Raw genomic sequence first — 13,436 nt, forward strand, 5'->3', positions numbered from 1 at the left:
TAAATAGGTAAAAAATGTCAGGACATTACGAAGCTCCGATAAGGGAACCTCTAATTATTGGTCACAAAACTTATCACGATATCACAGAAGATATTGCACGACCTATCGAAGAAAGAGCAGGTAAATTATGGTGGATCTCATTATATGCTGCGTTAGTTCTATTCCTCTATGGATTCGGCTGTATCGCTTATACTATCGGAACAGGTATTGGAGCATGGGGGCTTAACAGAACTATTAACTGGGGTTGGGATATTACCAACTTCGTATGGTGGGTAGGTATTGGTCACGCCGGAACCTTAATCTCAGCGGTATTATTATTATTTAGACAGAGATGGAGAATGTCTGTAAACAGATCTGCAGAGGCGATGACGATCTTTGCGGTTGTACAGGCAGCAATCTTCCCTGTAATTCACATGGGTAGAGTTTGGGTTGGATATTGGGTATTCCCTTTACCAAACCAGTTCGGTTCTCTTTGGGGGAACTTTAACTCTCCTCTACTTTGGGACGTATTTGCGATCTCTACGTATTTCTCAGTATCAACTGTATTCTGGTTCATGGGACTAATCCCTGACTTTGCAATGATCAGAGATAGAGCTAAGACTCCTTGGACGAGAAAAATTTATACATTCCTTGCATTCGGTTGGGGTGGTAAAGCAAAACACTGGCAAAGATTCGAAGAACTTTCTTTGGTTCTTGCAGGTTTGGCAACTCCGCTTGTATTCTCAGTACACACAACCGTATCTTTTGACTTCGCGACTTCAGTAATTAAAGGATGGCACTCTACAATCTACCCTCCTTACTTCGTTGCTGGTGCGATCTTCTCAGGATTTGCAATGGTACAAACACTATTGTTGGTTGCAAGAAAAGTATGTCACTTAGAAGAGTACATTACCATGTATCATATCGAAATCATGAATATCGTAATCATCTTAACAGGTGGTATGGTAACTGTAGCTTATGCTACTGAATATTTCATCGGATGGTACTCAGGTTCTAGATTCGAAGACTTTACATATCTTTCTCCAGGTGCGGCTGTAGGGCCTTACTGGTGGGCATTCTGGTCATTGATCATCTGTAACCTTGTTATTCCTGCTTCTTTCTGGTTCAAGAGACTTAGAACGAACATTATCTGGACATTCATCGTTGCTTTGATCATCAACATCGGTATGTGGTTTGAGCGTTTCGATATCATCGTTATCAACCTTTCAAGAGACTACTTACCAGGATCATGGACAATGTTTAAGCCAACGATCATTGATGTGGGTGTATACTTAGGAACTATCGGATTCTTCTCTGTATTATTCTTATTATACGCAAGAACATTCCCTGTAATTGCACAGGCTGAATTAAAATCGATTTTGAAAATCTCAGGTGAAACTTATAAAGCAAAAGAAGGAGATGAGCACCACTAAAATTGTATACGGACTTTATGCTGACGACGACGATTTAATGAACGGCGTTAAAGCATTCAACGATAAAGGAATCAAGATTAACGAGGTTTATACTCCGTTTCCGGTTCACGGACTAGATAAAGCTTTAGGTTTAAAGAAAACTAGAATTTCTGATGCTGCTTTCATCTACGCTTGTTATGGAGTTACTATCGGTGCTACTTTGACTTGGTATGTAATGAACCATGACTGGCCTCAGAATATCGGTGGTAAACCAGCTTTTGACTGGGGACACAACATGCCGGCATTCGTAGTACCAATGTTCGAATTAATGGTATTCTGTGCAGCTCACATGATGTCTTTAACTTTCTTAGTTAGAAACAAAATGTATCCGGGAGCTCCAGCTCAGAACCCTGATCCAAGAACTACTGATGATAAATTCATGATGGAATTCGTAACTGAAGATGTAGAATCTATAAAGCAGTTGCTTATTGAAACTGGAGTTGAAGAAATAACTGTTAAAGACGCTTAAAATGAAAAAGAATGTATTAAAAATTACAGCAGTTTTAGGTTTAACAACAGTTTTACTTAACTCTTGCGGACCAAAGGAGAACACTCCGTTGGTATATTTCCCGGACATGTATTTTCCGGTAGCTTATGATCCATTGATGAAAGCGCAAGATGCTTATTCAGATCATGAGAATGAAATTCCTGCTTTTGTTAAAAATAATGGTGCAACAGGTCTTTCTCCAGTAGAAGGATCAGTTCCTCAGAATAAAGATGGCGTTTTTGAAGAAAGCTTATTACCTAAAAATGTTGACGAGTACAACGCTGGGTATGATGCTTCTAAAAAACTTACAGTATCTCCTTTAAACCCGGCTAATGCAGCTAAGGATCTTGAAAGAGGTAAAATATTGTTTGATCACACTTGTGCGGCATGCCATGGAACAGGAGGTGATGGACAAGGACCTATCGTTCAAAGTGGAGCATTCTCTGGAGTACCTAACTATGCTGACAGAGAAATTACTGTAGGATCTGTTCATTATGTATTAACAAACGGTAGAAATGCAATGGGATCTTATGCGGGACAATTGAACGCAGGAGACAGATGGAGAGTAGCAATGTATGTGATGAGTGCTTTCAAAAAAGGAGCAGCAGCACCGGCAGCAGCTACAGCGGCGGCACCAGCAACAACTGAAACGACTACCGAAACTAAAAAATAAGAAAAGAAATGTATAGTTTTTCACCAAAATTAAAATCAACTTCTATAATACTTCTTGTTGTAGGTTTAGTTCTTTTCGGTATTGGTTTCTTTATGAACAAAGGAATTTCTACTGAGAAAATAGAACAAATGATGGAAGCTGTTCATGCTTCAGGTCACACAGCTCCTACACATTCAAGTGAAATGGTTGGACCTCAGGATCACGCGGCTCACCTTGAGCATGCTACCATGCAGGTACACAACCAGCCTTTAGCATCACTACACTTTGTGGCAGTCTTTTTCTTTGGAGTAAGTTGTGCTGTACTGTTTTTCTACTGTATTCAGCACGCAGCTCACGCAGGATGGCCAATCATCATTACAAGAGTAATGGAAGCTATTGCTTCTTATATCCCTTATGGTGGTGCAATCTTGATTATCATGATGATCTTAAATATCACTCATAATGGTCATTTATTCCACTGGATGGACCCTGAATTGACTAATCCGGATTCTCCGCACTTTGATGTGATCTTATTCGAAAAGAAAAAATTCTTAAATATTCCTTTCTACGCAATAAGAACTTTGATCTATGTGATCGGTGCTTCTTTCTTCGCATGGAAATTAAAAGCTCAGTCTAAGAAAGTAGATGAAACTAAGTCTAAAGTAGAGTATCAAATGCTTTACAGATGGGCAGTAGGATATATTGCATTCTTCGGATTTGCTTCTGCAGCTTGGGCTTGGGATTGGTTGATGTCTATTGACCCTCACTGGTATTCTACAATGTATATCTGGTATTCAATGGTTAGCTGCCTGTCAAGTGGTATTGCAGTAATCATCTTATTAAGTGTTTATCTTAAGAAAAATGGTTTCTTACCACAGTTCAATGACAATCACTTACACGATTTAGGAGTATTCCTTTTCGCTACAAGTATGCTTTGGACATATACATGGTTCGCTCAGTTCATGTTGTATTGGTATGCTAACGTTCCAGAAGAGGTTAACTACTTCTTCGGTAGATTCCAGCACTACTCTCCTACTTTCTTACCGATGTTGATCATCAACTTCTTATTACCACTATTGGTATTAGTAAGTAGCAGCATCAAGAGAAACTACAAAGTAGTAACAACAATGGCTGTGGTAGTTATCTTAGGACACATTTTAGATTACTTCAACATGGTAATGCCAGGAACGGTAGGACCATACTGGAAAACTCCTGAAGTATTCTTATTGATCTTAGGTGCTGTCCTATTCGTAGCTGGATTATTTATGTTTACTGTACTTTCAGCTTTATCTAAACTGAAGTTGATTCCTACAGGAAATCCATTCTTACACGAATCTGAAATTTATGAGTATCCTTTCTAAGGACTTGTAACAAAATAATATTATAAAAGACTGATTGTTAAACAATCAGTCTTTTTTTTGTATCATGATGTGAATAACACTTTTTCCAGGCAACTATTTTAAAGTTTTCCCGTCTTTACATTAAAGTCTGTTTTAATAGTAACACCAAAACAAAATACTGCTATGAAAAAAATACATCTGTTTTACATCTTATTCTGTGTAATCTCCGTTTTCACGAATGCACAAACCATCACTTTCGTTTCAGAGAAAACCAATAAGCCTCTTCCCAAAGTGTCTGTATTTGGCAAAGACGGAAACATTCTCGCCTTCTCAGACATAGATGGAAAAATTGAGAAACAATCACTAACCCCATCTCAGGAAAAATTTCAGATCGTTTACAATAATTTTCCGGTAGCCAGTCTTTCCTATGCTGATATGGACAAAGACGTTATCAGAATCAATGACCAGTTCAAAGAGATCGAAACTGTAGTTATCAAAAATACCAAACCCGCTAAATATATTCTGATCAAAGGAAATTTTAATGCTTATGTAACGATGAACAGCAGACTGAATAGTTATACAGACGGTATAATCACCTATATTTTCGATAACAAAACAAAAAAACTGAAAAGCGCCAATATTGAACAATACAGAATATTTCACTTAGCAGATGCTAAAAATGAAAAGAAGCAGGTTTCATCATGGGATACCAGCAGTTCATTACGTCTTCCTGAACTTAAATATGTAGGCAATCCTGAAGAATATAAAACAAAAAGAAATGTTATAAAAGAATTAAAAGGAGATCAAAAAGATCAGATTGAAGTAACGGGAGCAGCACTCCAGCAAAAGGAGTTTTCTTTATTCGGATTCAGACTTTTTGATATCAAAACCATTCTCAACATGTCGTTTGAAAAGGGTTCCGAAAAGACTTTAAAAGATTTTTTAGAGTACAACGAAGTCATTTCTATGAAGCTTAAACACAAAAGCGAGCCAGAATATAACCAGATCATCACATACAATAACTTTTATCCTAAAGAATTAAGCTTCAGTGATGATAATGATATTGAAAGAGTAAAATTCAACAAAGATTACAGCAACTATTCAAACCCATACTGGAATACACCATCATTCCCGAATATGCAGACCATTTTCAGCAACTTTTTTAAAGGAGACCTGAAAGAGAAAACTAATAAACGATAATACTCTTTAATTAATATGAAAAAAATACTAAAAATTATTTTCATTACTGTTGTCTCAGTTTTAAATGCCCAGAATTCTGCCCATCGTTTTTTCTATGAATTATCGTATAAACCCAATAAAGACTCTATGCGCTATGAAAAAGAGATGATGATTCTAGATATCGATAAGAAACAATCTGTTTACCAGTCTTACGAGCTAATAGTCTTAGATTCCCTTTCTAATGATTTCATATTAAAAAATAAAAATAACGGGGCAATACCAGACTTTAATACCATGCCGGAGAAAAGTCCATTATCATTTTCTCACAGAATTTTCAAGAATTATCCCATACAAGATATACAGTATACCGATGTAATCTATAATGATAATTATTCTTACCTCGAAACACCTGACCTGATTTGGAAAATAAGCAACGAAAAGCAAAAAACAGGGAATTATGTTACCCAAAAAGCAGAAACCAATTATGGAGGAAGAAGATGGACGGCATGGTTTACTACAGATCTTCCCTTTCAGGATGGCCCTTATAAATTTTATGGGCTTCCTGGCTTAATAATTAAAATAGAAGACTCAGAAAAAAATTACTCCTGGGAACTTCAGGGAAACAAAAAAATCGACACCATAAAAAATGTCCTTCTTCTCGAAAAAATGGACAAAAAAAATTCTACGGCACAAGCACGTCAGCTTTCTAAAGAAAAGTTTGAAGAAAAATTTAAAGAATATAAGAAAGATCCTTTCGCTCAAATAAGGCAAATGGCTTCGCAACTTCCGGCTGGCATGAAACTTCCGGACGGATCATCAATCTCTGATGGAATGCGGGACGCTGAAAAGAAGGCTAAAGAAATGGTTCAAAGGAATAATAATAGTATTGAGCTTACCGAAAAAAAGAAATAAAAATGAGCGGTAAAACATAAGTAAAAATAAAATCCACTATTAATAAAGGTTTTATTAAATTTGCAACAAACCAAATAAAAATGAAAAAGTTTTCTTTTCTACTTGTTTTCAGCTTGTTGCTTTTTACAGCATGCAAGAAAGATCATGTAGATGCTACGAATACTAAAACGCTGCAGTCGAGTATCAATGATATGACTTCCAGCTTACCAACCATTAAGCAGATTAAGTTTAATGAAGCTCTTTATATCCTTAAAACATTTGGAGTAGAAGCAGACGGTGATGTAAATGAGCTTAAAGCCTTAGGAAAACTGATCAACGGGAAAAAAGTTCCTGAGATCATGAGCCTGGCCGACGAGGTTGCACAAAAAAACGGAATAGAATGGGCAAGTACAGCTCCACCATCTTTAGGAGAAATGAATATCTTCGGGGATGATAAAGCTAAGGAAAGCGATCCTAATGATGTAAAAGCAGGATCACTAAGCCTTGTAACAAGACCTACAGGAGATGATGGAACAGGAGCTCCTACAGCTATTCAGGTTATTCCAAGACTTGTAGATGCAGCCGGAAACCCGGTATCGTTTACAGGCGCAGGTCTTGAAGCCACATTAGAGGTCTTCAGTAATGGTGTAAGACTGGCTACTGCTAAAAACCTGATGCAGGATAATAATTTCAAAGGGTTCAATCTAAAGTTCTCTTCAATTCCAGCATCAAAAGTAGTGGATAATAAAATTGACATTACAGTCTCCGTAAAAACAACGGCTAAGACTTTCAAAATGTCAAAAATCGGGCTTGATGTGAATGCAGCAGCGCTTAAAGTTCCTGCTGTGCCTAAAGCGGATTCTACCGTTGTAACACAAGAACCAAGTGCTGTAATAGATCCAAATAATCCGAATGCAACGAGTTCTGGAGCAACCACAGATCCTTCTGCGGCAACACCGGCAGCTCCTGCAGCACCGAAACAACCGACAACAGATCCTAAAAATACCGTGAGTAAGTTTTTGAATAGTGTAAGCTCTCAGAATCTAAAAGCCGCTTACGACACTTCCAACAACCCAAGCTGGGGAAGTTATGAGTCTTTCTCAAACCCTACTTCAGGTTTCGGATCTGTAAAAAATGTGAGCGTGAAGAACATTACAACAAGCGGTGCTACGGCTAACAGTGCGAGTGTAAATGCTACTTATGACGTAACGGATAAAAGCGGGAAAACAACCTCTTTGAAAGTAACTTTTGGCCTTAAAAACGTAAACGGAGACTGGAAAATTTCCAGCTATAAAATCAATCCATAATGGCTTCAGCAGAACTGATCAAAAAACTGGAAAACACTATTGAAAATATTCCCGATTTTCCGATCCCGGGAATACAGTTTAAGGATATTTCTCCTATTTTTCTAAACCCAAAGCTTTATGAAGAGGTTATTGCAGATCTTGCGGCTTTCAGTAAAGGAAAAGTAGATGCAGTCTGCGGAATAGAAAGCCGTGGCTATCTTTTTGGAATTGCCATTGCTGTAGCGCTGGAAGTTCCATTCATCTTAATCAGAAAAAAAGGAAAACTTCCTCCTCCTATCATTTCGGAAAAATATGATCTTGAATACGGAAGTGCGGAAATAGAAACGCGCGAAGGACAAATCAAAAAAGGACAAAGAATTCTGATTCATGACGATCTTCTTGCAACCGGCGGCACTACTGAAGCTGCAGCCAAACTGGTAGAAAAACAGGGAGCAACCGTTTCACAATTCAGTTTTCTAATCGGGCTGGAAGGCCTTAATGGAGATGAAAAGCTGAAAAAATTCGGTGCAGAAGTCTACCATATTTTAAAATATTAAACCTTGGTTTAAAAGATAAATACCTCGGCTCCGCTTAGCATGGCAATAACTATTGAAACTTTAAAAAGTTAGTATTAGAAGTGTCACTCTAAGCGGAGTTTAAGCGTTTTTACTTTAAAAAACTACAAATTCACAACATTTACGCAATAATACCAATAAAGTATTTTGTAAATCATTCAGAAACAATTAAATTTGCATTTCAATTTTTAAAAACTTATGGCAAAATTGGGAAAGAGTGCTCAGAACGAGCAAGAAGGTAAAGAAACGGTTGAGTTCTTTAAAGACCTTGACAGAGAAGCGTTAAACACTGAGAGATTTGTTGAAAAATATTCAAAACCGCTAGGTCTTGTATTTGGAGTGTTAATCTTGGGAGTTTTAGGATTCTTTGCTTACAAGCAATTTGTAGTTGCGCCAAAGAACGTTGAAGCTGTGAAGAGCTTCCTTGCTGCTCAAAAAAACCTTACAGAAGGTAAAGATAAAGAGGCTTTGGGTGGAAAATCTGCTGCCAACCCTGGATTTATAGGGACAGCTAATGAATATTCTTCAACCGAAATCGGTAAACTTTCTTCTTATAATGCTGGTTTATTGAAATTTAAAGAAGGAAAATTCCAGGAAGCTTACGATCTTTTAGACCAATTTTCATCTGACAACAAAACTTTGATGGCAATGAAATACGGAGCAATGGCAGATGCAAAATCAGGACTAAACAAAAACGATGAAGCTCTTGCTTTACTAGACAAAGCATCAACGGCTTCTGATGATCCTTATACAACTTACTATTTCACAAGAAAAGCAGGTATTGTTGCTTTAGGATTAAAGAAAAATGCAGATGCTAAAAAATACTTCTCTGCAATTGATGAGAAATATCAGGACTACGACAACGGAATGTCTGATTCTTATATTGAAATGACTAAATATTATTAAAAAATGGCAACAGTTAATCTTTCCGATTACAAGCCACTTCATATAACGAATGCCGAAGATTTTTCTATCGGCATTGTTTTTTCTGAGTGGAATGATTTTGTAACCTATAATCTTCGTGATGCAGCTTTGGAAATCCTTGAAAAAGAGGGAGTAAAACCAGAAAACATTAAACTTTTTCCGGTTCCGGGAGCTTTTGAACTAAGCTACGCCAGTATGCAGCTTTGCAAAGAAAGAAAATATGATGCAGTCATCTCTATCGGGTGTGTAATCCGCGGAGAAACCCCTCACTTCGACTATGTATGTTCTGCAGTAGCACAAGGAATTAAAGACTGCAACATCATGACAGATACTCCTACTATTTTCTGCGTATTGACAGATGATACCAAGGAACAATCTATCGCAAGAAGCGGCGGCGATCTTGGAAATAAAGGTGTAGAGGCAGCGGTTACCGCTTTACAAATGATCGATTTCAAAAAGAAATTATCTGATAAAAAAGGAAATATCGGTTTCGGACACTCTTAATAACGGATCTACCTTAACAAATAATAGGACTATTTTTTAATAGTCCTTTTTTTTGGTTTATAAATCATAAATCTTATTAATAAGCAGCATGTTTTTGTTTTTTCTCATCAAAAGTTCTGTACAAAAACTATCTTTGTGAAAACTAATATAGACAGTCAATACATGTTTTTAAAAAAAATAAAACCGTTCCTATATTTAGGAGTTTTTTATCTTATTATTTCATTGATAATAAGAACAGTATTCTTTTTCCATCCCATTACTACCGCTAGTTTTGGTTTTTTTGAAGTTGTAAAAGTCCTGATGATAGGTCTCGTGAATGACGTTTTCGTCTTCATATTGGCCAGTTCTATTCTCGCTCTTTACTTCCTCTTTCTATCCAATTCCAAGTATAAAAAACCTTACGGTTACATTATTTTAGGGGCTTTGGTGCTGTTCTTCCTTTATATCTGGCTTATTCCCAACAATATTTTCAAGCAATATGGTGGTTCTATAATGGAAATTGCACTTGTCTTTGTGGGAATAAAGACTCTTTTCTTCGGGTTGATGCTTTTTCTTCCCACTCAAAGAATCAGAATCCGAAATGTCTTGTATTTTATCACTTTATTGTTGTATGTTCTTTTAATCATTTTCAATGGAGTAAGTGAGTATTTCTTTTACAATGAATTCGGGGTTCGTTATAATTTTATTGCAGTAGATTACCTGATCTATACTAATGAGGTAATTGGAAACATCATGGAAAGTTATCCTGTTGTCCCATTATTTTCCGCAATATTGATTGTTACATTAACCATTACATGGTTCATTTATAAAAAAACAAAAGACGAATTGCTTGAACTGCCGGATTTCAAACAGAAAATGGTATTACTAGGCTCATTTATTGTTCTTTGTGCACTCAGTGTACTGGCGATACCATCACTCATGCAGATCAAATCCGATAATGTCTTTGCTGATGAAATTGAAGCCAACGGAATTCCTAAGTTCTACTGGGCATTTACCCACAATGAACTGGATTATTTCCAGTTTTATTCACAGCTTGACCAACAACAGGCCGAAAAGAATTTTTTAAGCCAGTATCCACAGCATACTTTATCCAGAAACATTATAGCAGAGCAGCCTGAAACAAAGAAAAATGTAGTTCTGATTTCTATTGAAAGTCTTTCCGCAGACTTTATGGAGCACTACGGAAATACACAAAAAATCACTCCTTTCCTGGACAGCCTTGCAGAAAAATCTCTGATGTTCACCAATCTTTATGCAACCGGAAACAGAACTGTACGCGGCTTGGAAGCTTTAACGTTGTGTATTCCTCCTACTGCAGGAGAAAGTATCATCAAGAGAAATGATAACAAAAACAAATTCACAACCGGAAGTGTTTTCAAATCTAAAGGATATGATGTTAAGTTTCTATATGGCGGCTACAGCTATTTTGACAATATGCAGGATTTCTTTGGCGGAAATGGTTACGGTATTGTAGACAGAAATAACTTTAAACCCGAGGAAATCACTTTTGCCAATGTTTGGGGTGTTGCTGATGAGGATATGGCCAGAAAAGCGATCAAGGTTATGAATAGTGAAGCAAAATCAGGAAAACCGTTTTTCAACCACTGGATGACAGTTTCCAACCACAGACCGTTTACCTATCCTGATGGAAGAATTGATATCCCCGGAACTGCAAAATCCCGTGAAGGAGGAGTAAAATATACGGATTACTCCCTTAGATTATTCTTCGAAATGGCTAAAAAACAGGATTGGTATAAAAACACTGTCTTTGTAATTATTGCAGATCACTGTGCTTCCAGTGCCGGAAAAACAGAGCTTCCGATGGATAAATACAGAATTCCGGCGATGATATTCTCAGAAGGATTTATTCAGCCTCAGAAATTTGACAGCCTGATGTCACAGATTGATGTGATGCCAACGCTTTTCGGATTATTGAATTTCAGCTATCAGTCTAAGTTCTTAGGGCAGGATGTTTTCAAAACTGAATTCCAGCCTAAAGCGTATATCGCAACCTATCAGGATCTTGGTTTCGTGAAAGACGGAAAGCTGACGATTATCTCCCCTGTGAAAAAAGTAAAGCAATATTCTCTGGAATTGGAAGAAAGCAACCTTGCTCCTGAGTTTAAACTTTATTATGACGAAACATTATTAAAAAACAATAACCAGAACCTGGTAAATGATGCCATATCAGCATACCAGTCAACATCTTACTGGCTGAAAACAAAACAACTTAACAGATAAGATTTAAATATTTTACCCTTAAAATTTATATAGATTTTTCACTTAAAATATTTAAATTAACAAATAAATTTATTAGTATGAAATGGACAGACGACAGAGGCGGAAACGTTGATGACCGCCGTGGTTCCGGTGGAGGCAGTGGCGGTATGATCGTTGGCGGCGGACTCGGAACTTTAATTATCGCTGCGATTGTTTTCTTTTTGGGAGGTGATCCTTCCGGTATTCTGAATTCCGGGAGTATGCAATCTTCAGCAGGAACAGGAGAAAGAAGGGAGCTTACGGCCAATGAAAAACAGATTGGCGAAATGGTCGATATGATGGCCAAATGGAATATTCTGACTTGGGATCAAATTTTTAAAGAAAATGGAATGACCTATACTCCGCCGCAAGTGGTACTTTTTGAAAATACAACATCTTCCGCGTGTGGTACTGCCCAATCTGCTATGGGACCATTTTACTGCCCGGCTGATCAGAAAGTTTATATGGATATGAGTTTCTTCAATGAGCTTCAGCAAAAATTCGGAGCAAATGTAACGGAATTTACAGTTGCTTATGTTCTGGCTCATGAAGTAGGGCATCATGTACAAACTCTTTTAGGAACTACTCAAAAGGTAGATGCATTAAGAAGAAGCGGAAAATATTCCGAAGAAGAAATGAACAGGATTTCTGTTGCTACAGAACTACAGGCTGATTTTTACGCCGGTGTATGGGCAAAAAGAACCAATGACAGCAAACATATACTGGAACCCGGAGACATTCAGTCCGCGATAGATGCTGCAGAGGCTGTGGGAGACGATAATATTCAGAAAAGAGCTCAGGGGTATGTTAACCAGGAAACCTTTACCCACGGATCATCTGCACAGCGTAAAGAATGGTTTATGAAAGGCTATAACACCGGAGATATTAGACAAGGCGATACTTTCAACCAGCTTTTGAAATAATGTATTGAAGAAATAGAAGTTAAGTGCAAAAGGAATAGCTAAACCTATTAGCTTCTCTTAATAAAACAACATGCGGTCTCAAAGTAAGACCGCATGTTTTATTTATTGCAATTCAATTGGATTAGAATTTTTCTTGGCATCTTCTTTTACCCTTTCTTCCATTCGTTTTCTCATATCGGCCGGATTTTGGTTCCCACCGCCGCCAGGGCCTCTTCCAGCACCTACTCTGACTGCGGAGAACCCACCTCCTTGTCCACCTCCCTGAGTCATGAATGACATTGGATCAGTCTGAAACTTTTTTTGTTGCTTTAGATAATCAGCTCTTTTTACTTTCAGGGTATTTCCAAACTGGTTCAAAGTAGGAAATTCAGCAATCTTGTAGTTTTTCATCAAATCAAAAGAATAATCTCCTTTATCATCTTCAACTTTTACAATCAGCCCCGGAAGCCCTCCGAATTTGTAAGGACCATCCTGATAAGGAAGATCTGTAGTAAACCACGCCGTCCATTTTCTTCCCCCAAAATCCGTTTCTGCTTTCTGAACTTTGTACTCACCTATTTTTCTTGTTTCAGAAGAAATTTTCCATGTCAGAGGTCTGTCTTCTTCATAAGAATAAATATCACGTCCTATTCTGTCTTTAAAATACATTTTCTGATTGGTTTTATCTTTTTCTACCGAATAGTTGATATTTGTTCTCAGACTTTCCATCTGATCTCTGTTGATACTTCCTCTTCCACCTCCTCCTTGAAACGCTTTCTGCATAATAGAATCTCTTTTGATCCTGTTTTCAGAATAAAAAACAGACTTTTCCGGAGAAATATCCAGATAAGCATTTTCGGTTTTAACATCAGTTTTATTTTCTGCATCCGGTTTCATAGTAACCTGGTACACAAACCTGTTGGTTTGCGCAGAAACATGCTGTATAAAGAGCGCCAGAGCAATAATACCTAATTTTTTCATTTATA

The 13,436-nt window shown here is 37.3% G+C and carries 13 protein-coding genes; 12 read left to right on the top strand and 1 reads right to left on the bottom strand.

What is annotated here, in order from left to right:
- Positions 1-14 precede the first annotated feature (14 nt).
- The 12 genes from nrfD to F3J23_RS09550 all read left to right on the top strand — a co-directional run bounded on the left by nrfD (position 15) and on the right by F3J23_RS09550 (position 12,471).
- Positions 15-1,412 carry an NrfD/PsrC family molybdoenzyme membrane anchor subunit gene (gene nrfD / locus F3J23_RS09495; protein WP_167027521.1) on the top strand — a complete coding sequence of 466 codons (1,398 nt, stop codon included), beginning with the start codon at positions 15-17 and terminating at the stop codon, positions 1,410-1,412.
- Entirely contained in the window at positions 1,399-1,920 is a 522-nt protein-coding gene (locus F3J23_RS09500; RefSeq protein WP_167027524.1) for a DUF3341 domain-containing protein, read from the top strand. Before nrfD ends, F3J23_RS09500 begins: the two co-directional genes overlap by 14 nt.
- A gap of 1 nt (position 1,921) precedes the next feature.
- Positions 1,922-2,611 carry a c-type cytochrome gene (locus F3J23_RS09505; protein ID WP_167027527.1) on the top strand — a complete coding sequence of 230 codons (690 nt, stop codon included), beginning with the start codon at positions 1,922-1,924 and terminating at the stop codon, positions 2,609-2,611.
- Positions 2,612-2,619: 8 nt separating this feature from the next.
- Positions 2,620-3,951 (top strand): quinol:cytochrome C oxidoreductase, encoded by a 1,332-nt coding sequence (locus tag F3J23_RS09510; protein WP_167027530.1) that lies wholly within the window; start codon positions 2,620-2,622, stop codon positions 3,949-3,951.
- Positions 3,952-4,113: 162 nt separating this feature from the next.
- Positions 4,114-5,130 (top strand): hypothetical protein, encoded by a 1,017-nt coding sequence (locus tag F3J23_RS09515; protein WP_167027533.1) that lies wholly within the window; start codon positions 4,114-4,116, stop codon positions 5,128-5,130.
- Positions 5,131-5,145: 15 nt separating this feature from the next.
- Positions 5,146-6,021 carry a GLPGLI family protein gene (locus F3J23_RS09520; RefSeq protein ID WP_167027536.1) on the top strand — a complete coding sequence of 292 codons (876 nt, stop codon included), beginning with the start codon at positions 5,146-5,148 and terminating at the stop codon, positions 6,019-6,021.
- Between the two features lie 80 nt (positions 6,022-6,101).
- Positions 6,102-7,307 (top strand): hypothetical protein, encoded by a 1,206-nt coding sequence (locus tag F3J23_RS09525; protein WP_167027539.1) that lies wholly within the window; start codon positions 6,102-6,104, stop codon positions 7,305-7,307.
- Entirely contained in the window at positions 7,307-7,843 is a 537-nt protein-coding gene (locus F3J23_RS09530) for an adenine phosphoribosyltransferase (RefSeq protein ID WP_167027542.1), read from the top strand. Before F3J23_RS09525 ends, F3J23_RS09530 begins: the two co-directional genes overlap by 1 nt.
- A 216-nt stretch (positions 7,844-8,059) precedes the next feature.
- The gene (locus F3J23_RS09535) at positions 8,060-8,767 is read left to right on the top strand and encodes a tetratricopeptide repeat protein (protein ID WP_167027545.1); all 708 of its coding nucleotides are present in this window, start codon (positions 8,060-8,062) and stop codon (positions 8,765-8,767) included.
- Positions 8,768-8,770: 3 nt separating this feature from the next.
- Complete coding sequence (gene ribH / locus F3J23_RS09540) at positions 8,771-9,289, top strand: 6,7-dimethyl-8-ribityllumazine synthase (protein WP_167027549.1); 519 nt, start codon at positions 8,771-8,773, stop codon at positions 9,287-9,289.
- A 162-nt stretch (positions 9,290-9,451) separates the two neighbouring features.
- Positions 9,452-11,530 (top strand): LTA synthase family protein, encoded by a 2,079-nt coding sequence (locus tag F3J23_RS09545; protein ID WP_167028162.1) that lies wholly within the window; start codon positions 9,452-9,454, stop codon positions 11,528-11,530.
- A gap of 77 nt (positions 11,531-11,607) precedes the next feature.
- Positions 11,608-12,471 carry a neutral zinc metallopeptidase gene (locus F3J23_RS09550; protein ID WP_167027552.1) on the top strand — a complete coding sequence of 288 codons (864 nt, stop codon included), beginning with the start codon at positions 11,608-11,610 and terminating at the stop codon, positions 12,469-12,471.
- Positions 12,472-12,573: 102 nt separating this feature from the next.
- On the opposite strand, the gene F3J23_RS09555 is transcribed toward F3J23_RS09550, so the two are convergent.
- A complete protein-coding gene (locus tag F3J23_RS09555) occupies positions 12,574-13,431 on the bottom strand; it encodes a GLPGLI family protein (protein WP_167027555.1) in 858 nt (285 codons plus the stop codon).
- Positions 13,432-13,436: the final 5 nt, after the last annotated feature.

The sequence above is a fragment of the Chryseobacterium sp. Tr-659 genome, assembly GCF_011752975.1.
Taxonomy (GTDB): domain Bacteria; phylum Bacteroidota; class Bacteroidia; order Flavobacteriales; family Weeksellaceae; genus Chryseobacterium.